19 protein-coding genes are annotated in these 25,114 nt (G+C 30.2%); 1 reads left to right on the plus strand and 18 read right to left on the minus strand.

Annotated elements, in window-relative coordinates:
- Window positions 1–69 precede the first annotated feature (69 nt).
- The 10 genes from ACX6CF_RS17760 to ACX6CF_RS17805 form a co-directional block, all read right to left on the minus strand.
- Complete coding sequence (locus ACX6CF_RS17760) at window positions 70–3,396, minus strand: NPCBM/NEW2 domain-containing protein (RefSeq protein WP_458786701.1); 3,327 nt, start codon at window positions 3,394–3,396, stop codon at window positions 70–72.
- Window positions 3,397–3,626: 230 nt separating this feature from the next.
- Window positions 3,627–5,378, minus strand: a complete 1,752-nt coding sequence (locus tag ACX6CF_RS17765; protein WP_458786702.1) for a M3 family metallopeptidase — start codon at window positions 5,376–5,378, stop codon at window positions 3,627–3,629.
- A 33-nt stretch (window positions 5,379–5,411) separates the two neighbouring features.
- Window positions 5,412–7,169 carry a B12-binding domain-containing radical SAM protein gene (locus ACX6CF_RS17770; RefSeq protein ID WP_458786703.1) on the minus strand — a complete coding sequence of 586 codons (1,758 nt, stop codon included), beginning with the start codon at window positions 7,167–7,169 and terminating at the stop codon, window positions 5,412–5,414.
- Window positions 7,166–7,675 carry a hypothetical protein gene (locus ACX6CF_RS17775; protein ID WP_458786704.1) on the minus strand — a complete coding sequence of 170 codons (510 nt, stop codon included), beginning with the start codon at window positions 7,673–7,675 and terminating at the stop codon, window positions 7,166–7,168. The genes ACX6CF_RS17770 and ACX6CF_RS17775 overlap by 4 nt, the downstream gene beginning before the upstream one ends.
- A gap of 34 nt (window positions 7,676–7,709) precedes the next feature.
- Window positions 7,710–8,981 (minus strand): M16 family metallopeptidase, encoded by a 1,272-nt coding sequence (locus ACX6CF_RS17780; protein WP_458786705.1) that lies wholly within the window; start codon window positions 8,979–8,981, stop codon window positions 7,710–7,712.
- Window positions 8,971–10,086, minus strand: coding sequence for an aminopeptidase (locus ACX6CF_RS17785; protein WP_458786706.1), 1,116 nt, complete (start codon window positions 10,084–10,086; stop codon window positions 8,971–8,973). The genes ACX6CF_RS17780 and ACX6CF_RS17785 overlap by 11 nt, the downstream gene beginning before the upstream one ends.
- The gene (locus tag ACX6CF_RS17790) at window positions 10,076–11,305 is read right to left on the minus strand and encodes an MFS transporter (protein WP_458786708.1); all 1,230 of its coding nucleotides are present in this window, start codon (window positions 11,303–11,305) and stop codon (window positions 10,076–10,078) included. Before ACX6CF_RS17790 ends, ACX6CF_RS17785 begins: the two co-directional genes overlap by 11 nt.
- Window positions 11,302–12,432 carry an aminotransferase class V-fold PLP-dependent enzyme gene (locus ACX6CF_RS17795; protein WP_458786709.1) on the minus strand — a complete coding sequence of 377 codons (1,131 nt, stop codon included), beginning with the start codon at window positions 12,430–12,432 and terminating at the stop codon, window positions 11,302–11,304. Before ACX6CF_RS17795 ends, ACX6CF_RS17790 begins: the two co-directional genes overlap by 4 nt.
- A gap of 28 nt (window positions 12,433–12,460) precedes the next feature.
- Window positions 12,461–13,717 (minus strand): radical SAM protein, encoded by a 1,257-nt coding sequence (locus ACX6CF_RS17800; RefSeq protein WP_458786710.1) that lies wholly within the window; start codon window positions 13,715–13,717, stop codon window positions 12,461–12,463.
- 292 nt (window positions 13,718–14,009) lie between these two features.
- Complete coding sequence (locus ACX6CF_RS17805; RefSeq protein ID WP_339364571.1) at window positions 14,010–14,132, minus strand: hypothetical protein; 123 nt, start codon at window positions 14,130–14,132, stop codon at window positions 14,010–14,012.
- A gap of 266 nt (window positions 14,133–14,398) precedes the next feature.
- Here ACX6CF_RS17805 and ACX6CF_RS17810 point away from each other — a divergent pair, with 266 nt between their 5' ends.
- Window positions 14,399–15,310 (plus strand): helix-turn-helix domain-containing protein, encoded by a 912-nt coding sequence (locus ACX6CF_RS17810; protein ID WP_458786711.1) that lies wholly within the window; start codon window positions 14,399–14,401, stop codon window positions 15,308–15,310.
- A gap of 90 nt (window positions 15,311–15,400) precedes the next feature.
- Here ACX6CF_RS17810 and pyrE read toward each other — a convergent pair whose 3' ends face one another.
- The 8 genes from pyrE to ACX6CF_RS17850 all read right to left on the minus strand — a co-directional run bounded on the left by pyrE (window position 15,401) and on the right by ACX6CF_RS17850 (window position 24,957).
- Entirely contained in the window at window positions 15,401–16,075 is a 675-nt protein-coding gene (gene pyrE, locus ACX6CF_RS17815; RefSeq protein WP_458786712.1) for an orotate phosphoribosyltransferase, read from the minus strand.
- A gap of 199 nt (window positions 16,076–16,274) precedes the next feature.
- Window positions 16,275–17,177 (minus strand): dihydroorotate dehydrogenase, encoded by a 903-nt coding sequence (locus tag ACX6CF_RS17820; RefSeq protein ID WP_458786713.1) that lies wholly within the window; start codon window positions 17,175–17,177, stop codon window positions 16,275–16,277.
- Window positions 17,177–17,953 carry a dihydroorotate dehydrogenase electron transfer subunit gene (locus tag ACX6CF_RS17825; RefSeq protein ID WP_458786714.1) on the minus strand — a complete coding sequence of 259 codons (777 nt, stop codon included), beginning with the start codon at window positions 17,951–17,953 and terminating at the stop codon, window positions 17,177–17,179. Before ACX6CF_RS17825 ends, ACX6CF_RS17820 begins: the two co-directional genes overlap by 1 nt.
- Before the next feature lie 137 nt (window positions 17,954–18,090).
- Window positions 18,091–21,309, minus strand: a complete 3,219-nt coding sequence (gene carB, locus ACX6CF_RS17830) for a carbamoyl-phosphate synthase large subunit (protein WP_458786715.1) — start codon at window positions 21,307–21,309, stop codon at window positions 18,091–18,093.
- Window positions 21,302–22,381, minus strand: a complete 1,080-nt coding sequence (locus tag ACX6CF_RS17835; RefSeq protein WP_458786716.1) for a carbamoyl phosphate synthase small subunit — start codon at window positions 22,379–22,381, stop codon at window positions 21,302–21,304. The genes carB and ACX6CF_RS17835 overlap by 8 nt, the downstream gene beginning before the upstream one ends.
- Window positions 22,382–22,436: 55 nt before the next feature.
- Window positions 22,437–23,360 (minus strand): orotidine-5'-phosphate decarboxylase, encoded by a 924-nt coding sequence (gene pyrF, locus ACX6CF_RS17840; RefSeq protein WP_458786717.1) that lies wholly within the window; start codon window positions 23,358–23,360, stop codon window positions 22,437–22,439.
- Between the two features lie 25 nt (window positions 23,361–23,385).
- Complete coding sequence (locus ACX6CF_RS17845) at window positions 23,386–24,654, minus strand: dihydroorotase (RefSeq protein WP_458786718.1); 1,269 nt, start codon at window positions 24,652–24,654, stop codon at window positions 23,386–23,388.
- Window positions 24,655–24,801: 147 nt separating this feature from the next.
- Window positions 24,802–24,957 (minus strand): hypothetical protein, encoded by a 156-nt coding sequence (locus ACX6CF_RS17850; RefSeq protein WP_458786719.1) that lies wholly within the window; start codon window positions 24,955–24,957, stop codon window positions 24,802–24,804.
- Window positions 24,958–25,114: the final 157 nt, after the last annotated feature.

Raw genomic sequence — 25,114 nt, forward strand, 5'->3', positions numbered from 1 at the left:
ATATAGTACAGATATGTTTATAAAAAATAAGCAGCTTGACCCAAAGCCAAGCTGCTTGCTTATCTGATTCTAATTACTGAACTTAAACCAATCGAAGTTACCTACACCATAATAATCTTTAAAAACAATATATATATCATGTGTGCCACTAGCTCCTACAATATTTATTGATTGTTCTTCATATGTGTCAAATGCACCTGTTGCTTGAATAGTGAAAGTTCCTATTAGGGTACCTGTAGTACTATCAAGTCTTACTTCAGCTCTAGAACCTGCGTATTGAGCTGGTACTGCAACGTTTGCGGTGAGAAGATTATACCCTGTATCTAGGTCTATATTGCTGTAACATGCCCAATCACCATCATCACAACTTCCTATCATATCACCGCCATGGCTTACACCACTCATACTGCTATAATCCTCTGCTTGTATCATAATTGGCTGAATAGAAGGTATTCCTCCGTTACCGCCTTCAAGTCTAGCATTAGCCCAGTTAGCATGGTCATAATGGATTCCATCACCTGCATCTGTAACTTCTAATTTCAATTCATTGCCACTAGTTATATCAATATCGATATATTTTGTTGCACTAGAACCTGTCATTACATTACTATCATATTTTAATACATCATCAACGTATATTTTGAAAATAATAGTTCCCTTATCATTAACATCATCGTCTACTCCGATATCGCTTAAAAATCTAGTATAATTACCATTTAAGTTATAAATGATAGTAGAATTAGCATGAGTACCTATTCCTTTGTTATATGTCTGTCCATTGATATTTAATGTATCACCATCTCTATCTACATCTTTTAATGGCTCTTGATATCCACTCCAAGATGTCCAGCTCATATCGCTTAAAAATGTACTTCCTGTTGCTTCTCCTGTAGTAAATTGTAAAATACCATTTGTATTATCTTTTTCAACTCCTGATAAACAATTAGCATTAGATAGTGCTACTACTTTCCAATAATATGTAGTATCAGTATCTAGTCCACCTATTGACTTATTAGTATTTTCTATACTATCCTCAAGAACAACATCATTGAAATTAGAGTCTAAAGCTACATATACTTTATAATAATCTGCACCTTCACATGGTGTCCAAGCTAATTCAACTCCTGCTGCATTGAGATCAGTATCATTATTTTGTGGTGAGTAAGCAGTGAAATCACCTAAAGCAGAACTCAAGTTAGTACGATATGAATCTACCTTCAATCCCATATTATCAAAATCAATCGCTTGGAAATCAGGTAATTGCTGATAAATCATAGAATCTGATCTTAGAGCAAAATTGTTATTAGCTTCATCTACAAAACCTGGGTTATCACTAGCACTTAAGGTCAAGTTATTATTTATAGTACCATATTGAGAAGCTTTACTAGCTATACTCATTGCTCCACTTTTATATATTACATTATTTGTTATAACATTACCTTTTGGAATTGCTGGACTATCTGACCAAATATTAACTAATTCTGGATAGCGACTACTCCAAGGGTCTTGTTGATAAGGCATGGCCATTAATCTTTTATAATGTGTTCCATCTGGAGCTTTCGCTGAATCTGATGCCCAACCAAGTAACCTATCATCCAATGATAATGACATACCACAATCAATCATGACATTATTACTAATGATATTGTCTCTACCACCACCGATTAAGAATGCTCTACTACTAATGTTATAGAATACATTACCTGTAATTTCTGCACTACTCATGGCATCGTCTAAATAAACTCCATGAGAACCATGACCCCCAATAGTTGGAATATCATGAATATAATTATCTCTGATAACGTTTCCTCTATATGTCCAATCACGACCTGTATAAATAGCTCCTGCATCACTAGTTTCATAAACAACATTATACAATTCATTATTCTCAATTATATGGTCATTACCACCAAATTCAATTGCGAAATGAGGTGCATTATGTATCAGGTTATGACTAGCTCTGTTACCAACTCCTTTTAATGCGATAGCTGGTGTATAAGTTCTTATTATACGAGCGAAATCATAGAAATGATTGTTCTCAACATAATTATTTCCTGCTGTAAGAGATATCCTGTCTCCACCTGCAACAAAAACGCCTCCAGCTCCTGTTTCATAGATTTCACAACCTACAATACCATTATTACTTCCACCATCTGGTATAGTTGCTGGATCATCAGTTGAATGACCTATTGCTGAAGGGTCTCCAATTACAACCGCTCTTTGTCCTAATCTTCTAAATGTACATTTTGCAATTAGGTTGTTAGTTGTATTAGTCATATGAATTCCATCACTACGTGATAGTTCAAATGTAATATCCTCGATAGTCACATAAGAAGTTCCATCCATTCTAATTAATGGTGTATCTAGAGTTGATAGCTGTATTTTACTACTTGCTAAATCACCCTCTGGATATATGTATAAAATACCACTTGTTCTATCTAGATACCATTCACCTGGCATATCAATTTCTGATAATAAATTATATGCAAAGTAACGTTTACCACTACTAACACCGTAGAAGCTTGGATGATCAGCCTCTATCTTTTTAGTGGACGTATTGAGATTTTTTATTTTTAGATTGTCATCTGCCCAATCCCATTTCCAATAACCAAATAACCATATTTCATCTTCATCTGCCCATCTAGAAGCACGTGTATCTGAATATGAAAAAATAGGTCCCTGTTGATTAATATATTGGTCCGGTGCTACATAGTCTGGATCAGAAGGATCATCATCAACATGATTTCTTGGAATGAATCCTTGATTGTTGATATTTCCTGTAGTCATATAACCTTGGTTTGGATATCTTGCCAAAGTCATAGTCTTATTGTTAATGAATAATTCTGGTGCTGGTGGTAACTTAGTCCAACCAAAACCAGCTTTTGCTATTTCCCCGTATTGATTAATCCCCTGGGTACTTAAATCAATCTGTAAAACCTTATCTCTTGATTCTGCTGGAAGTCTGTTGAGAATTGTCTGGTCTACAACTGCAGTAAAGCCATTAGAATCAACGTTGTATCCCCCCATAATCCTTACATCTTCACCATTATATGCTTTGTAAATAATAGGAGAACTTTCAGTTCCTGAATCCTCTGCCGTTAGTTCAAAAGAACTGTTCATATTATAGGTACCTTCTCTTAGATAAACAGTTATACCACCTGATGGTAATGAAGAACTGCTCTTAAGAGTACGAATAGCATTTCTTGCTCCTTCTAGTGTACCAAAGGGTTCTTGCTGTGTACCTGAATTTTGATCATTTCCCTCTGGCGATACATAGTAACTAATTGAAGTGTTAGCAAATACATTACTGCTAGTTAAAACCGGTGCTGCAAATACACTTAATAACGTAATAATACATAATAATGACATCAATTTGTTAATGCTTTTGTTACCCATATAAACTCCTCCAACTCTAATATTTTATTATTGATAAGTTATATTACTTATCAAAGGTAAATATTAAGTAATACTCAAAGCATATTTACCTAATTTTATTATAAAATATTAAGGATAATATGAAAGTCTAAATAATTGATATTATGTACAAAATATTAACTAAATTACACTCCATAATTAAGAGTCATACATCTATATTTACTTTATTTAATTTAATTCCTATAATTCACTCAAGAATTAGTTAGCTGATCTATATACTTTCTTAAATCATCAAATCCTTTCTGCCAATAATTTTTATCATAAATGTTAATTCCCATTTCACTTAGTAATTGCTTTGGTGCTTTACAACACCCACTTTCAAGTAACTTTTTGAATTTATTCACAAAAACTTTACTATCATTTTTATATTTAGCATACATAGATAATGCTAATAGATTCGAAAAACTATAAACATAAGCATAAAAAGGAGTTCTCAATATATGTGGAATCATTAACCAAGTATATTTATCATACTCTTCTATACAAATACTATCTTTATATAATCTATTTAATTCATTCATATATAGAGAATTCATTTTTTCAAATTCGCAATATCCATGTTCTTTAACATAATCATGAATGTTAATTTCAAATTTTGTTATTACATTCATATTAAATATTATATATAATATTGATTCAATTCGTTTAGATAACAGTACTTTCTTTTTCATAGGATCATTTTCTTGTTCTAGAATTGATTGAAAAACTAATATCTCACCAAAAAGAGAAGCCACCTCTCCTAATATAAGCGACGGAGAATAATTCAAATAATTCTGCTTAGAGGCTAACGTTTTATGTACACCATGTCCAAGCTCATGAGCCAATGTCAATACATCTTCTAGCTTACCTCCATAATTAATTAATATATATGGTTTATAATCTGGTACATATGCCAAGCATCTTGCGCCAAAAATTTTACCATCTTTAGGGCGATAGTCTATTCTTTTTTCATTTATTATGTCTTTTACTATTTTTCCTATTTCCAAATCAAAATCTTTGTAAGATTTCATTATGATTTCTTTACCATATTCCCAAGAATAGTCTATATTATTTTTATATATAGGTTCCTTAATATTTGATAATGATAATTTCAGATTTAATTGTTTTGATTTCCACTTATAGTAATTAGATACTATATCATCATTTTCATCTATTGAATTCCTTAATAAATGAATCACATCACCATTTATCTGATTTTCTTTATGATTAAGATCAATGGATGAATTACAATTGTAGAATTTTGCTTTCAATGAATATTGCTTAATTCTTGAATTATAAATTGATTCCAGAAGTTCTTTATCATTTAAATATCTCAAGAAATATGATTCTCTAGCCTTTTTTCGTATTTCTAATTTATCACTTAATAACATAGGGATTAATTCATGAAATTTCTTTTCTTGTTTTTCTTGATCTATTAAGATTGAAAATTTATAATTGCCAATCATTGTATCATAAAAATTTATTATTGTATTCTCCCATTGTATTATGGAATCATATATTAAATTTTCATCATTCAGATCTAATAAATTTTTATCCTCAACTTGTTTTTGCAAAAAATAGTTATATGTAGTTAATTCTTTACTGTTAATAAGTTCAATGACATCCTCTTCATTAAGCTTAATCAATTCTTTCTCCCAAAAATATAATATGTTCATTATTCTAATACAATAATCATCTGTAACTTGTTTAATCTGTTTACCAAAGTTATTTTTTTGATCAAGATATAATCTCCAATTTGCATTTTGAACCATTTTCTTTAAAACCAAATTAATACCTTCATACTGTTCAAAAAAATTTCTCCATTGATTTGGATCTAATTCTTTACTTACCAACTTACCTGAATAATAATCTCTTATATTAATAGCTTTGCTTTCTAATTCATCTAATCTAAAAATCAAATTATTATATTCATCATTCAAATTCCCTAAAATTTCTGGATTCATATTACTATCCCCCCTAACAATAGTGTTAGCTTATTAAGTAACTTTTTTAAGAACTAATTTTTCATCCTTAAATTCAAACTTAACATCTACTGGTTCCGTATTTGATCTATCTTTATTGGGATATTTTTTTATTTGCAATACGTTATTATTATATCTTATTTGTTTCGTTCTTTTATCTTCTGCTACATACAAGAAATAATAAATATCTCGTTCAAATTCAAATATACTTTGAATTTTGTTATCAAATTTCTTCTTATCAATGAATTCATGTATTAATTCAATAATATTACTATAATCAAATTTGATTTCATTATATTCTTTATCAAATAATTTTATTGTAAAATCTGGAATAGCTATTATAAATTCTTCATAGAATTTCAATAAATCGCCATTGTAATAACTTAAAATTGTAGTATATGTAGATTTCAAAATTTGATTACCCTTTGATATTATATAAGTAATGAATTTATCTAAATACCTATACTCTTTTCTTATATAAGTATCAAAATTATAGAACTGCGGAAATATAGTAGGATGATTTTTTATTAGATCTAAACTTCCTTCATAATTAACACCTTGTGATATAGTTGTAACATAATCATCCAAGATTAACTCTTCTTTATATTGTTCATACAGCTCTGTTCCTACTAAAGGAGTAAAAAGATGTAATTGTACACTTATAATACCTTCATTGTATATATTACTGATTAATTTAAGGGTTTCCTCCACATCTTTAATAGTTTCTTGAGGGAAACCATATATAAAGGATAGCGTAATGTCAAATTTGTACTTTTTAAGAAGCTTTAATTGATTCATTACATCACTAACAACTAAATTCTTATTTATTAGTTTTTGCATCCGTTGAGAACCGGTTTCTATACCTAAGAAAATTTTTTTACATCCAGCTTCATACATAAGTTGCATAACTTCTTCATTCAAAGTATCTAATCTTGAACTACAACACCATTTAATTTCTATATCTTCTTTAATGACTTCCCTGCAGAATTCCATTACTAATTTCTTATTTGCTGTAAATAAATCGTGTATGAAATTAAAATTTCTTTTATTATATTTATAATAGAAATATTTTATTTCTTCAATTAATCTTTTTGTACTTTTCAATCTGAATCTTCGTTTCCAAAATGTTTTTGTAGAACAGTAAGTACAACTAAACGGACAACCTCTTCCAACTTCAATAGGCATCTCTTCTATATCATTAATAAAAGTCATTAAAGTATCATCATAGAATGGTAATTGATCTACATCAATTAAATCTTCTCTACTTTTAGTCTTAATCACTTCATTATCTTTCCTAAAATAAATATTAGGTATAATATTTAGATCATACTCACCAAGTAGACCCTTAACAATATTTGTAATTGTCATTTCTCCTTCTCCAATAGAAATTAAATCAAAAAAACCAAAGAATTTCATTGATTCTTCAGCACACATTGATGCCTGTGGTCCACCTAACATTATTTTAATATTACTATCTGTTTGCTTTACTAATTTACTAATTTGAATTACATTATGATAAGAATTACACATGGTATAAAAACCAATTATATCGGGGTTTTCATCTATCAAATAGTTACTTAATGATTGATAGTTCATCATAGGATCTTTATTTTTTTTAATTATTCCTTGATTCATCAAATAATTAAAATCAATAATTTCTACATTCAAATCATTTTTCTTTAGAATTGACGCTAAATAAATACTTCCTAGAGAAATGGTTAAATTTCCATTGGTATTAATAGAATTCACTAATAAAATTCGTGCTTTTTTCATATGCTTTCACTTTCCTTACTTAAATCATCTCGTTTAGCTAATAACACTATCAAACTGTATTTTTCATCATCTTCTTCTTGTGAATGCTCACTTTTTTGTAAGAAATGTGTAATATCCTTAAGCTTCTCTATCAATTCATCAATCTCATTTTTGTTTAATTTAACTGTACTTATACGAATCATATTTATATCATTTTTATTTTGGATTATCAGTTGACTAATTTTTTGTATTTCGTGCTTGATATAACTAATTTTTTCATCTTCTTCAAAATCTAGTTCATCATCAAGTTTAGCTTTACATGACGGATTAATATAATAATAATTATCCATATAATTCTCTGTTATTTTTACAGTTTTTTGAGCCAGATAACCTTTTTCCATTAATCCGATCAGTAAACTAGAAATCTTTATTTTTGACATATTAACAACTTTTGATAAATCAGATAATCGTAGATTATTATCTTCTAGACTTGTTAGAATAATTAATTCATCACTACTTAGATTCATTTTAAAACCTCCTTATTCCATTTCATATTAAAACCTATAAATCATTTTCTAATAACTGAATTAATAATTGTTGGTTGATATCACCTATTGAAGAAAAAGCTACATTATCTAAAATAAATATTTCATTGAAGATTGTATATATATCTTTGGGCTTAATGCTTTGAATTTGCCTAATATGTTCATAATATGAATAGATTTTACCTAATGTAAAATAGCGGCTAATAAATAATAGTAGTGAATTGGGATTTTCAAGCTGCACGCTTAATTTTGTTATGAATTTGGACTTACATTGATTTAATTCCTTCTCTGATATTAATTCTACCTTTAATCTATTTAATTCTTTTAGTGTTTCTCTAATTATTTCTTCAAAATTTCCACTATTGAACAACATACATACAGTAAATGCTCCAGCATAGTTAAATGAATAATTAGAGCTTTGTATAGAATATAATAATTTTTTTTCAGTTCTCAATTTTTGGTACAACCTTGAACATACACCGCTAGTTAACAATACACTAGAAAGTTCAAGAACTCTTGCATAAGAATTATTGAATTTTACTCCATTAAAAGCTAATGTAAACGCTGCATTTTGATTATCTCCATCTTTTGTAATAATTCTTGGTCCATTTTTTACTATTATTTCATCTTTGAATAAACAGTCAATATTGTAATCTTTCCAATCACTAAAATATTCATTAATGATTTCTATAATATTAGTATTAAGGTTAAGGTTGCCTAGAATAACTAGAAAAGCATTTCCTGGATTCACTTTATCTTCTTTTAATTTTTCCATTTCTTCAAAAGTGAATTTATTTATATTTTCCTCTTTTCCTAACACTGATAATCCAATGGAGTGCTCATCCCAAAGAGCATAAAAGCAATTATTGATAACTCTGTTTTTATGATTTAGATGAGTTTTTATTTCATTTAATACTATTTTTTTTTCTTTATTGAAACTCTCTTTTGAAAATGGTTGTCTTACCATTTGAGATAATGTATTTAAGCCTAATTTAAATTTTTCAATTGAATTCATAGTTGTTACAGAGAAATACATAAATTCTTTAGTAGTAGCAGCATTATATTTTGCACCACAATTGTTTAATTCATTCATGGTAGCTTCAGTTTCATCATTTCTAGTCAAATCAAAAAGTAAATGTTCTAATAAATGGCTAATACCATTATTATCTTTAGTTTCATTTTGTGATCCTTGATTAATCCATAGTGATGAAGTAATAGTTTTCATATAAGGAATATCATGTCTAATTATTTTTAAACCATTTTCTAAAATTGTTATATTATAATTCATAAAATTTCTCACCACATTTATTATAAATTTTACGATTCTTTATGAAGAGTTTATTGTCAATAAAAACTTCCCCTTGATCTATTGTGTCATAAATCATATCAATATGAATACTGGATGCATTTACTTCTCCACACTCTGGGTAACTTGCCCCAAGAGCAAGATGTACTGTTCCACCAATTTTCTCATCAAATATAATATTTCCTATAAAATCATGATGAGAATAATTAGTTCCAATTCCTATTTCTCCTATATAACATGCTCCTTCATCAATTGTTAATAAATTATGAAAAGCATCATTATTAGATGTACTATAATTTATTACTTTTCCCTCTAAGAACTCTAATTCTATATCACTTATTTCTATACCATTATAAATAATTGGATATGTGAATACTATTTTACCATTCACGGATTCTTTTATTGGGGTGGTAAAAACTTCTCCATCAGGCAAATTTATTTTACCGCATCCGTTTATCCATTTTCTCCCCTCTACACTAAAACTTAAATCAGTATTTTCACCAACAATGCTTATATTCTTTATTAAATCTACTTCAGAAATAATTTCATCATTACATTTTTCCATATTCTTGTGATATTCAATAATATTATCATTATCTAATTGATTTACTTTCGAAAATAAATCCTGAAATTGAATTGTTGATAAACAACACTTCTGAGCATATGCATTTGTTGGATATAACATTGTAGATACAAATAATTTATTTGCTTCTATTAGCGCATTGTATTCTCTAAGATATTCACTGACCCCTTTATAGAAGCTATTCATTTTATCACTATTCATATTTCTAAAATAAAGATTGGTTTCAGACATAAAGTTCAATATCTTATCAAATTCTTTTAATCTATGTATTTTATAATTGAAGAATTTATTTATTTGTTTCAATGATCCATGATGATATACTATCTCATCTATCATATTATCTTTCAAATCTACATCAACAAAGACTCCTTGATTTAATAGTATGGGTATAAGTTCTAATAATAATGGTTTAATCTCTGTAGTACCCATAATTAGCACATGGTCATTCTTTTGTACATCAAGAGAATGATATGCTATTAGATTAGAAAAATTTCTAAAGTTCATTTTTCAGAATGACCTCCCCTTTGCTCCTCTTATTAAATACTTTCCCAAGAGCATATATTATATTAGGTATAAGAATTATAGCTATACAGATAAGCAAAGTTAATCTAAAATGTTTACCTAATATTGCACCTAACACACTTAAAGAAATAGTTATACCACCATAAGTTATGAACAAGAATGTACCACTTACTCTACCAACGTATTTTTCGTCAGTAATAACCATATAACTACCCTCAATGTAAGTCTGCAAGAAAATACTAACCCCACCAACGATGCCAATAGCAACAAGAGCTATATAAAAATTAGGCGCTAACATAAGAATAGCAAATCCGACAGTAAAAATGATGGCACCATAAACCATATATTTATTACAATATTCTTTTGCCTTTATCCTACCCGTTAACCATGCCCCTACGATAGAACCAACACCAATACTTGCAAATATAAAACCAACACCATTTTCACCAAAATCAAATCTATCTAAAGCAATTATTGCAGGTAATACATTCAATATTCCTCCAGCAATAGTATAAAATACTTTATAGACCGCAATCTCTTTAAGTATTCTATTAGAAAATATATATCTAAAACCTTGTTTTTGCATTTGAATAAAGCTTATATCTTCTTCTTCTACTGTTGTACCTTCTTTACTGGTTTCAAATTTAATTAGTAAAACAAAGAAAAGAGCTATTATAAATGAAGCTGAATTAATTATTACTACTATATAAAATCCTAAAAAAGCTAATATCATGCCCCCGAACATAGAACCAAAAATAACAGTAAGTTCATAATACATCCTTAATTTTGAAATAATTTTTCTAAGCTTTTCACCTTTATATAATCTTTGAATTATGACATTTTTAGATATTGTATGAAGAGCTCCACATATCGAGTTAATAAATGCAACTATATAAACAACATAAAGTGTACTAGGCGAATTGAAAAACAAAACAAACAATATACTAACTGCCCTTATTGCATCCATTAGAATCAAAGTTTTTTTTGCATTAAATCGATCACTTAATCCTCCCCCAACAAAAGAGAAAATTGCAGATGGCAATAAACTAAATATAATTGTAAAAGACAATGCTAAAGATGATTGAGTAATAATGAAAACCATAGCACTTAAGGCAGCAGTATAAAACCAATTTCCTAAATCAGATGTTGTTTGAGCCAATACTAAATAGGTAAATCCATTTTTGTTTAATTTTTGTGTCATTTATTATTCCTCCTAAAATTAATTAAATTATTAACTAGTACATCTATTTGTTTTTTTGTATTGTAAATATGAAAACAAAATCTTAACTTATTGCTATCTGGTATTGTTCTAGCATAAATATTATTATTCTCAAGTTCTTCAATTAGCTTATTATTATTTTGTGTCCTATTTAATTCAATGAAAGCCATTCCATGCTTATAATAACAATTATCAATAAACATCAAATTCTTTGATTGAAGCTCTGAAATAAAATAAGATGCTAATGTTTCAATATGTTCATAAATGTTTTCAAAACCAATTTTATTTAATAATCTAATATTATTTAAAATAGTCGCAAACAGCCAAAAATTAAATGATGAATTTTCAACTAATCTAGCATCTTTCCTTAATGCTCTTTTATTTTCACTAGTATAATCTATACCTAATGTACTTAATATTATAGGTTTTAGATCCTTTGTACTTTTAATATAAATCATACCTGTCCCCATAGGTCCTAACATCCATTTATGAAAAGGAAACACATAAAAATCTACTGAATCCAATTGAACATTAACTTGACCTATAGCTTGAGCACCATCAACAAGTAGTTTAGTATCTTTTCCTATATTTATTGCTTCTCTAATTTTCTTCAAATCATGTATTACACCTGTATTATATTCTATATGACTAAAAAAAATCAGTTTCACTTTATCATCTATATTTTTATTGATTTCTTCAATAAGATTTTGTGAATCCAACTCAATGATTTCTACACCAAATTTTAGCTTTAATGCATAAAATGGCAATACTCCATCAGAATATTCGTTATTACCAATTAATATTTTATCCCCCTTATTCCAAGTAAATGCTGTTAATAATGTACCTATGCCAATATTGGTACTTTGAATATAAGCTAAATTACCGTCATTAACTCCCAGTATATTGCTCATTTTATTTTTAAGCTCATAATATGTATCTCTTAATCTTTCAGTATTGCTACTATTAGTAGGACATCTTATTTCATCTAGCAGATATTGATTTAATAGATTAGCACTTGACTTAGGCATCTTACCCAAGGAACCACAATTCAAATAAATAATATCATTTTCAAAATTAAACTCATTAATTAATATATTTTTATCTATCATATTTACTACCCCTTAATTAAATGATTAATTAGCTAATCTTATATTTTGATTTCAAAAAATCTTGTAGACCAGTTAACCTATTCTGATAATCACAGACTTTTTTATTAATATCTCCTTTAGAGACAAACGCTTCATATCTACATCCCCCTGCACAAATAGCTACTAAAGGGCATTTAATACAATCTTTCCACACTTTTAGATTATCAAACAATACCTTTTTTTCGTTATATTCTGGCTCATTAATATTTCCTATAACAAAACTTTTATTTCCCACAAACATAAAACATCTATAAATCTCACCTAAATAATCAATGTACTCACTATTATTAGAATGTATTCTGCACTTATCGCAGATTGAACCTTCTAAAATATTAAACCCTTTATTAAATCCATATTGAATTACTTTCCCGATTGACATACTTGAGTCTCTATTTCGTATGTATGAATAATTGTTTGTATCCATGATATTTCTAAATTTTAATGATATATTATTCTTATAATCGCCAAAGTTATTTTCTAAATAATCAATCCATTCAAGCAACGTATACTCTTCACCATAATGATAATTTGTTCGTATCGCAATTGGAATATCCTTAGCATATCTCTCTATATTATTGATTATCTTGTCGAAAGAACTTGTACCATCTTTTGTAGGTCTCAACCTATCATGTCTACTTTTCACACCATCTATTGTTACTTGTATACCTCTTAAATTATATTCTTTTATTGTATTGATAATATAATCGTTCAACAATGTACCATTAGTAATTATTGAAATATTATATATAATTTTATTATATTCAACTAATAATTTTTTTAATAACATTAAAAAATATTCAATAATTTCAAAATTCATAAAAGGCTCTCCGCCAGTAAAAACAATATTCAATTTTTCTACTTTATCATTAACTATCTTAGTTTCTATACGCTCAACAATTTTCTTAGCTGTTGTAATATCCATATAGGTATGAACATTATCATTATTTTCTTCAAAACAGTAAGGGCACATCATATTACAGTCATATGTTGTGATGAGGGTTAAATTATAAGTAGGGTTTGATTTCGTAAGTGCTTTATACTTTATTTTATCTTCATCACAATTATCTTCAACAATAAATCCTTTTAATTTCAAAAACTCTAATTGGGATATATATTTTTCATTTTTTATTTTACTTAATTGATTCTGATTAACAAACATTTTAGCTCCAGTCAAAGTATTATAAAAAATTTCTCCTCTTCTCTCACCCTCATTTTTAACTCTTATAATATAATTAGGTACTTTCAACCTTTTTCACCCCCTTTTAATATAAGAACTTAATAAAGGGATAAACATCTTATTGTTGTTTAATCCCTTTATTAATAAAAGTACATTCAAGCAATAATTGAATAATACTTTATGTATTATTAGCTCATATAATTAAATATGAACATGAATACAAGTTTCTTCCTCTGCATTACCTTTATCAATTTCCATCTCTTCATTTAAATCTTTTTCATCATTTTCTTGTTCTTGAAGGTTTAAATCTTTTTCGCTCATGTCTTACCCCTTTCGTCTCATTTTTGATAAATCCATAAATCTAAGTAAGATGAACATGAACACAACTTTCTTCTTCCGCATTACCTTTATCAATTTCTAGTTCTTCATTTAAGTCTTTTTCGTCATTTTCTTGTTCTTGAAGGTTTAAATCTTTTTCACTCATTACTCTCCCACCTTTCCTAATAAATATTTATTAGCTAAGCCTTATCAATCCTTAACAAATGTTTAAACTATAAAGCTTACTAATCAATTTCACTTTTCTGTTTTAAATAATATATGTAATTTATTGTTTTATTTCAAGTAGACCTTGTACTAATTTTTTCGTTAATATATAATATAATTATAAATTGTCTTTTTAATATTTACATTATAGCATTTGCATTATTTTTTTTGAAGAGTATAATATTTCTCAATACAGGAGTTGGATTTATGAATTTGTACAAATTTGGAGAAGAATTTAGAAAAATAAGATGTGCCCAGAATATTTCTCAGCAACAACTTGCAGAGTTGGCAATGTGTAGCAGAAAATATATAAGCTTAATAGAGACAGGTAATGTAGCACCTTCATCTACTATGCTAGTCAAAATATCTAATATTCTAGGAAATTCAATTATTGATTTACTAAAATATTGTAATTGCGATGAAACATATTTTACTACTGAAACCAAAAGACAAATAGAAATGTTAAAAAGCTCTTGTAATTATAATGACCTATATAATTTAATAAATACTCTAGAACACCATGAAGATTATCAAAATCAGCATAATAAACAATATATATTGTGGCATAAAGCCATATGTGAAATGGAATTGAATCATAATTTTTTTAAAGCTATCAATCTCATTAAACAATCATTATCAGTTGAAAAGTATGATGACTTATTTATTTTTATATATAAACCTGAATTAAATATACAAGAAATTTCTATTTATAATAGTCTATCCATCCTTTTGAATTATATGAATGCTAATAATTATAGTATTAGAATTTTAGAATTTTTAATAGAATGTAATTATATAAATTTTCCTGACCGTATTAAAGTTAAAATATACAATAACTTAGCCAGTAATTATTTATCTATAGATAAATATGTAAATGCTCTTAATACAATCAATAAAGCTATATCTCTAAATCAAATTCATCAGAATCCATCACTGATAGGTATTTTATACTATAATAAAGCTCAAATATTATCTAAATGCAGACAAGTAGAAAAGAGTACAGAATTTTTTGTTATGACATATTATCATTATAAAAATCGTAGAAATACTATCTATATGAATAAAGTAATTGATTCTGCTAGTAAATGTTCTATCAACATTACACCCTATATAATATAAGTCGATTTTATGAATTTAAGGGGCTATTTTCCAATCTTACTAAGATACCTTTGATAAAATTTATGGTTAGACAGCCCCTAGATAATTTATTTAGTTTCCTCTATAAATACTATAATAAGAATCTATCATACTTTTCATCTTATCATCAATCAATATTTTACCTTTAATCTCTTTATTGTATAAATGTTCTACAACCTCATCCATCGTTACTATAGCACAAGTTCTCATATCAAACTTTTTAGCTAATTCATTAAGAGCACTTTCATCTCCCTGCCCTTTTTCCATTCTATCAACTGATATAATCAATCCTTTTACATCCACATCACCATTAGCTTTGATTATTGGCATAGTCTCATAAATAGATGTTCCAGCAGTAGTAACATCTTCAATAATAATGACCTTGTCACCATCTTGTAACTTACTTCCAAGCAATATACCTTTATCACCATGATCCTTTATTTCTTTTCTATTAGAACAATAAGAAACTTCTTTCTCATAATTATTGCTAAGTGCTACTGCTGTAGTCACACTTAAAGGAATCCCCTTGTAAGCTGGTCCAAACAACACATTAAAATCTTCATCAAAATTATCCATTATAGCTTTAGCATAAAATTCACTAAGTCTGCTTAATTGACTACCAGTTCTATAATTACCTGTATTCACAAAAAAAGGAGTCTTCCTCCCACTCTTAGTAGTAAAATCACCAAATGTCAATACTCCACACTCTACCATAAACTCAATAAACTCTTTTTTATATTGTTCCATACTATAAATTCCTCCTAAAAATATTTCTGTATTTTTTAATTAACTTATAATTATCCATAACAGTCGCTACTAAGCTTAATCAATAACGACCGAGGGGAGTAAAGGGGTATGTGGAGTAGCGAGCCATGGACGGCGAGCCCGGCAATTTATACAGGACGTATAACCTGCCGGCGTAACATACCCCTTTACTCCCCGACCGTTACCTAACACTACCAATTAACTCCCTGATATCCTTAACTCCCATACTATCCATATATCTCTCAATTCCTTCAATAACATCAACCGTAGCCCTTGGATTCATAAAATTAGCAGTTCCTACAGCTATCCCCGTTGCTCCCGCTAGAATAAATTCTATAGCATCTTCACCAGTACATATCCCTCCAAGACCTATGATAGGCAAGTTAATACTATTATATACCTGATTAACCATTCTAACCGCTACAGGTTTTATTGCCGGTCCAGAAAATCCTCCAACCCTATTAGCAAGAACAGGTTTCTTCTTATAGATATCAATCTTCATACCAAGTAATGTATTAATCATTGATATTGCATCAGCTCCACCAGCTTCTACAGCTCTAGCAATTTCTGTGATATCTGTCACATTAGGACTTAGTTTAACTATTAATGGCTGTTTAGCATACTTTTTAACTTGTGATGTGACATACTCAGCCATCTTCGGGTCTGTACCAAATGCTACACCACCTTCTTTTACATTAGGACAGGATATATTAAGTTCTATCATATCTATATCTGCATCTTGTAGTTTTTCAGCTACTTCTACATACTCATCTACTGTTTTTCCAGCTATATTAACAACAATATTAGTATTGTATTTTCTAAGGAAAGGAATATCCTGTTCTATAAAAACATCTACACCAGGATTTTGTAGTCCAACCGCATTAAGCATCCCACCATATGTCTCGGCAATTCTTGGAGTCTCATTACCTAACCATTCAGTTGATGCAACACCTTTAACAACTACACCTCCCAGTCTATTAAGATCCACGAACTCTGAGTACTCTTTTCCAGACCCAAAGGTTCCAGAAGCAGTCATTACTGGATTCTTAAAATCAATCCCTGCTATATTTACTGAAGTATTCATTAAAATATTACCTCCTTAGCATTAAAAACAGGTCCATCTTTACATACTTTTTTATGAACATATCCAAGTTCATTATCTGCTTTGATTTTACATATACATCCTACGCAAGCTCCAATCCCGCAACCCATTCTTTCTTCTAATGAAAGTTGTGCTTCTATTTTCAATTTTTCTGCCATATCTTTTACAGCAGATAACATAGGCTTGGGTCCACAAGAGTATATCACACTCCCACTTACTCCTACTTTATTCATTAATTGAACTACATTTCCTTTGTCTCCAACCGAACCATCATCAGTTGCAACATAGACTTTTGCATATTTTTCAAATTCTTTTATCAAGAATGAACCGCTTCTGAATCCAAGAAAAACTTTTTTCTTACCGGGCAAATTCTTTACCAGTTCAAGAAGAGGTGGTGCACCAACCCCACCACCAACAATAATACTTTCTTCACAATCTTCTATTTTAAACCCATTGCCTAATGGACCTAACACTTCAATTCTATCCCCTGAACTAAGGTCAGAAAATTCCTTAGTCCCCATCCCAACAATCATATAAACAATAGTAACTGAGCCTTTATCTCTATCCACTTCACATATACTTATAGGTCTAGGCAATATCCTGCTTTCTGCTTTACAATAAACATTAATAAATTGCCCCGCCTTAGCTTCTACAGCAATCTCTTCCTGCTTAATTACCATCCTATATACATTATCAGCTATTTCTTCATTAGATATTATCTCTGCCTCTTGTTTATCTCTATAATTATCTTGACACATAATATCTCCCTTCCCAAATCTTTTTAATTTTTATAGACAACTTACTTAAATAAGCTACCTTTATTGTCTTTAGCGACCGAAGGGTGAAGTGTTAGAATCACGCAGACCGATCGCTTCTCAGAGTAAGGCAAGTGATTCTAACTCTCCACCCTGACCCCTAAATTATACACATCCGTATCTTCATGTTTCATATCCGTACACAAGATATCTAATAACCCTCTAGCTGTATCAAGAGAAGTTAATACTGGAACAGAAGCTTCTATCGCAGCCCTTCTTATCCTAAATCCGTCCCTTGTAGAATCATTTGCTTTTGTAGGTGTATTTATTACTAAGTCTAACATACCACTTCTTATTAAGTCTAGAATATTTGGTACACCTTCACTAATTTTTTTCACAATACTCACATCTATATTATGCTCTTTAAGAATTCTAGCAGTACCTTCTGTTGCAAGGAATCTATAACCCTTATCAGAAAATCCTTTTGCTATAGGTATGAATTCATCTTGGTCATAAGGTTTTATGGTAGCTAGAATTGTTCCACCTGCTTTTGGCATATTCATACCTGAAGCTATGAATCCTTTGTATAATGCTTCTTCAAATGTTTTTCCAACTCCTAGAACTTCACCAGTAGATCTCATTTCTGGTCCTAAACTGACTTCTACATCCGGTAGCTTCTGTGTTGAGAATACTGGTACTTTTATTGCTATGGTATCAGCTTCTCTATACAATCCTATACCAAATCCTAACTCACTAAGTTTACTTCCTAACATCACTTTTGTAGCTAGGTCAATCATTGGAACTCCTGTTACCTTACTTATATAAGGAACTGTTCTAGAAGACCTAGGATTTACTTCTATGATGTACAATTCGTTTTTGTATTCAATGTATTGAATATTAATCATCCCAATAACTTTCAATGCTTTAGCAATTAGTCTAGTATGATGAAGAATCTTATCTTTTATTTCCTGTCTAATATTCTTAGATGGATATATTGATATACTATCTCCTGAATGGACACCTGCTCTCTCAAGATGTTCCATTATTCCTGGAATCAAGATATCTTCTTCATCACATATTGCATCTACTTCGATCTCTCTTCCGATTAAGTATCTATCAATTAGCACTGGGTTTTTCTTATCTCTCTCAAATCCTTGAACTAGGTATCTCTCTAATTCTACTTTATCATAAGTAATTTCCATCCCTTGTCCACCTAATACATAGGATGGTCTAACAAGTACTGGATATCCCAATTCCTCTGCTTCTTCTAATCCTTCTTTTAAAGTCCATACCGCTTTACCTTTAGGTCGTTCTATTCCAAGTGACTCCATTAATTCATCGAATTTTTCTCTATCTTCTGCTTCGTCAATCTGCTTAGGTTTCGTTCCTAATACATTGATATTCATCTCATCAAGAAATCCTGCAAGTTTAATTGCTGTTTGTCCACCGAATTGAAGTATGACACCGTCAGGATTTTCTTTTTCAATTATATTGAGTACATCTTCTTCTGTTAACGGTTCAAAGTATAGCTTATCTGCTATATCAAAATCTGTACTTACTGTTTCAGGATTATTATTAGCTATTATCGTTTCGATTCCAGCTTTTTTCAGTGCTATTATACTGTGTACACTACAATAATCGAATTCTATTCCCTGCCCTATTCTGATAGGTCCTGAGCCTATAACCATCACTTTTTTGTTATTAGATACTTCTACCTCATCATACTCGTCATATGTTGAGTAATAATATGGCGATAGAGCTTCAAATTCTCCACCACATGTATCCACCATCTTAAAAACTGCTTTTATATGGTACGCTTTTCTAAGGTTGTAGACTTCCACAGGTTTACATTTAACAAAATCCGCAATAGCCTTATCTGAGAATCCTTTTTTCTTAAGATACAACATCCATTCTCTATCTACACCATCTATCGTCTTAGTTCTAAGTTTTTCTTCTTCATTAACAATTCCTTTTATCTTATTTACAAAGAATTCATCTATTCCTGTTATTCTACATACTTTATCAATTCTGTAATTTCTTCTTAGAAGTTCAGCTAAGTCAAATAATCTTTCATCATCAGGTATCTGAACTCTTCTCTTTAATTCGTCCAAGCTTCTTGTAGCAGCTTTTTTATGATATAGTGAATATTCTCCTATCTCAAGTGAACGGATCGCTTTCAGTAAAGCTGATTCAAAGTTATTTCCTATAGCCATTACTTCTCCCGTTGCCATCATCTTGGTACCTAGAGTTTTTTTAGCTCTTCTGAATTTGTCAAAAGGCCATTTAGGTATTTTTATTACACAGTAGTCTAATGTTGGTTCAAAACAAGCTTTCGTCTTCTTAGTTACCGCATTGCTTATTTCATCTAGTCCATAACCTAATGCTATCTTAGTACTTACTTTGGCTATTGGATAACCTGTCGCTTTTGATGCTAGGGCTGAAGAACGGCTAACTCTTGGATTAATCTCAATTACTGCATATTCAAAACTATCTGGATGAAGTGCTAATTGTACGTTACATCCTCCTTCAATCCCTATAGCATTAATGATATCTATAGATGCTTTTCTTAACATTTGATATTCTACATCTGACAAAGTCTGTGATGGTGCTACAACTATACTATCTCCTGTATGTACTCCAACCGGGTCAATATTTTCCATATTACATACAGTTATACAGTTACCAAAAGAGTCTCTCATAACTTCGTACTCTATCTCTTTCCACCCTTTTATTGATTTTTCTAAAAGAACCTGACCAACTCTACTTAATTGAAGACCTTTTGCTAGTATTTGTTTTAATTCTTCTCTATCTTCGGCTATTCCGCCACCACTTCCACCAAGTGTATAAGCTGGTCTTACTACAACAGGGTAATCAATCTTAGCGGCAAAATCTACACCTTCTTCCATACTGGTTACAATCTTACTCTCTATAACAGGCTGTTCAATTCTCTCCATCAATTTCTTAAAATCTTCCCTGTCTTCTCCTTCTTTTATTGCAGCAATGGATGTTCCTATTACACGAACGTTATATTTATCTAATATTCCACTATCATAAAGTTCTACTGCAATATTAAGTCCTGTTTGTCCACCCATTCCTGCTATTAGACTATCCGGTTTCTCAATCTTGATAACTTTTTCTAGATATTCTAAGGTTAAAGGCTCTATATATACCTTATCAGCCACTTCTTTATCTGTCATAATTGTAGCTGGATTACTATTTACTAATATAGTTTCGATTCCTTCTTCTCTAAGTGCTTGACAAGCTTGTGTCCCTGAATAATCAAACTCTGCCGCCTGTCCAATAACTATAGGTCCTGAACCTATTACCAATACTTTTTTTATACTCATATCTTTAGGCATTAAGTTTACCTCCTTGTTCATTCATTATGTCTATAAATTCATCAAATATCCCGTCTGTATCATATGGTCCTGGGCAAGCTTCTGGATGAAACTGTATACTATATATCTTGTACTTATTATGTTTCATACCTTCAATAGTATTGTCATTCATATTAATGTGAGTTACACTAACATCTTTTGGTAATCCTTCTTCAGTAACCACATAACCATGATTTTGAGATGTTATCATAATCCTGCCAGTATTCATATCCTTTACTGGGTGATTAGCACCTCTATGACCGAATTTCAACTTCTCAGTATTACCACCAAGAGCTAAGGCTAATAGTTGATGGCCCAAACAAATACCAGTAATAGGTCTTTTCCCAACCAGTTTCTTAATCTCTTCAATAGACTCCTGTATATCCTTTGGATCACCAGGTCCATTAGATAAAAACACTCCATCAGGCTCTACAGCCAATACTTCTTCTGCTTTCGCATTAGCTGGAAAAATAGTTACCTTACAACCTCTGCTCTTGAATGAATCAATGATATTCTGCTTAATACCAAAATCCATTATGGCAATATGTAATCCTTCGCCATCTTCAACTTGTATCTCCTTAGTAGTAACTTCTTTTACTGCATTTCTATTATTAAATCCATCTAGTTGCAATTTTATCTGACTATCAGTTAAATCCCTTAAGGTAATAATGCCTTTCATTGTTCCGTAGTTTCTAATTATCTTAGTTAACGCTCTAGTATCTATATCTTCTAATCCTAATATTCTATTTTCTTTCAAATACGTATCTAATTCGAACTCACATCTCCAGTTACTAGGATTATCGCATTTTTCCCTAACGATAAAGCCTCTGACCTTGGCTCCCTTAGACTGCATATCATCCAAATTCACACCGTAATTTCCAACCAAAGGATACGTCATAGTTACAATCTGTCCATAATATGATGGATCAGTCAACACTTCTTGATACCCTGTCATTCCTGTATTAAAAACAACCTCTCCTACTGTTTCCTTAAGATATCCAAAAGCTCTCCCATGAAATACAGTTCCATTCTCAAGAATCAATCTAGCTCTCATATAGTAAACTCCTTCTAAGTCATCTAATTAATCATCATCAATATTTATCTAAGGATTATCTCACCCTATTCAAATCATCTCTCATACTAATTACAGCCTCTCTAGCCGCCTTACCAAATTCCTCAACCTTAAATTTCTTCTTATAAACTTCCTTAGTATAAGCTGCAATAATTCCTCTAGACGAATTAACTATTGCTCCTAGTCCATCTTTATTAAAGCATCCAGCAAGATCTTCCGCCGTAGCCCCCTGTGCACCATAACCAGGTACCAAGAAGAAAGTCTTAGGCATAATTCTTCTAAGCTCAGTACTTTGCTTAGGATAAGTTGCTCCTACAACTGCTCCTACCCTGCTATAACCAAGCTCACCCATTGATTTCTCTCCCCAATTAGCTACAAGCTTTCCTACTCTCTCATATATCTTTTCACCTTCTACAACAAGGTCCTGTATCTCTCCACTATTTGGATTAGATGTCTTTACGAGCACAAACAACCCTTTATCATACTCATTACAATTTCCTATATAAGGTTCTATGGAATCATATCCTAGATAAGGATTTAGAGTTATGAAATCCTCTCTATACACTTCAAATGCTTCTTCCTCAACTTCTACTCTACCAATATGTCCGTTAGAGTATGCTAAAGCTGTTGAAGCTATATCGCTTCTTTTTATATCTCCTATTACTATAAGCCCTTTTTCTTTGGCATAATCTATTGTATCTATATAAGCCTTAAGACCATGAATACCATATTGTTCGTACATAGCAACTTGAGGTTTCACAGCAGGTATTAAATCATATACATTATCTATTATTTCTTTGTTAAAATTATAAAATGCATCAGCAGCTCCCTGAAGAGTCTTCCCATATTTCTCGTATGAATTTTCTTTTATATATTCTGGTACAAAATTCAACCTAGGATCTAATCCTACAACCGTTGCATTATCCATCTCTTTAATCTTTCTTATTAATTGATCTACCATTTTTTATCTTCCTCCTTATAAATCTTTATTTGAAAACTATCTCTCCATTTACAATTGTATATTTAACCTTTCCTTTTACATGTTTTTCATGGAAAGGGCTATTTTTGCTTTTTGAATGAAATCTGTTTACATCTATATCATATTCTTCTGTTGGATTAATAATCGTTATATCAGCAATTTTTCCAATCCCAATTGTTCCTTTATCAATTCCTAGCATCTTAGCTGGGTTATAACTCATTTTCCTTATCAGTTCCAGCGGCGATAATATTTTTGTTTCTACTAGTTCTGTTATTCCTAATGCTACAGCAGTTTCTAGACCAACTATTCCATTTGGAGCTTTATCATATCCACAATTTTTTTCATCAATGTGATGAGGAGCATGGTCAGTAGCGATTATTTCTATTACTCCTTCTTTTAGTGCTTTTTTTATTGCCTCTACATCTTTTTTACTTCTTAATGGTGGATTCATCTTAGTATTTGTATTGTCTATTGTTACATCATCTTCTGTTAAGGTATAGTGGTGTGGGCATACTTCAGCAGATACGTTTATACCATTATCTTTAGCTTGTCGTAAAAAGTCTATACTCTCTTTCGTACTAATATGACAGATATGAAGTCTAGCTCCTGTTCTTCCTGCAAGAATTATGTCCCTTGATACAATTATGTCCTCTGATTCTGGTGGTATCCCTTGTACACCTAATTTATTAGCAATACCTTCATTCATGATTCCTGTTTTAGCTAGATTAGCATCTTCACAATGTGATAATACAGGTACATCTAATTTTTCAGCCTGTATCATAGCATCATTCAGTATCTTTGCATCCATCACTGATTTGCCATCTTCACTTATAGCACATATACCTGCCTTTGCCATAGCTTCTATATCCACTAGTTGTTCTCCATTTTGTCCTAATGTTATTGCTCCTATTGGTAGAACATTTACTATAGCTTCATTTTTTGCTTTTTGTTTTACCATCTCAACTAGCTCTTTTGTATCTATAGCAGGATTCGTATTAGGCATGGCACATATTGTTGTAAATCCTCCCGCTGCTGCACTTCTACTTCCTGTTGCTATAGTTTCCTTATGTTCATATCCTGGTTCTCTTAGGTGCACATGAACATCAATAAGTCCAGGTGTTACCCATAACCCTTCTGCATCTATAATTTCATCTGCTTCACTAATTATATCTCTTTCCATTTTTACTATTAGATTGTCTTCAATAAGCAAGTCTAATTTCTTAACCAAGTTTTCTTTTGGATTAATGATTGTTCCATTCTTAATTAATAGTTTCATTTATTCTAACCTCCTAAATTTACGTATAATTAACAAGAAAAGTGGCTACGTCTCATCTTCCGTAGGAAGTTTCATTTCAATTTCATATACTTGATTAGTAGAACTTTCCTATAAGATGAAAAAGGGAATACACATGATAATAATTAATTACCATGCATACTCCCTAATATTACAAAGTTTATTTTTTTCAATTACAAATGAGGACAGAATCGCCATAATAATATTATCTGTCTTCATATTATCCACTATGCATTTTTTGTATTTTTTTATACAATAAAAGAACGCACCGATGTCTCGCATCATAATTTCCTCCCTTGCTGGTCTCTCTGTACCAAATTAAAGGTCGACTTGCGTACTGTCGAATTAGTTTTATATATTTTTATAAATGATATCATAGTCTAATATAAAAGTCAATATTTTTTTAGATTTGTGCGTTACCATTATGATTGATTTATGATAA

This window comes from Vallitalea sediminicola, assembly GCF_054408565.1.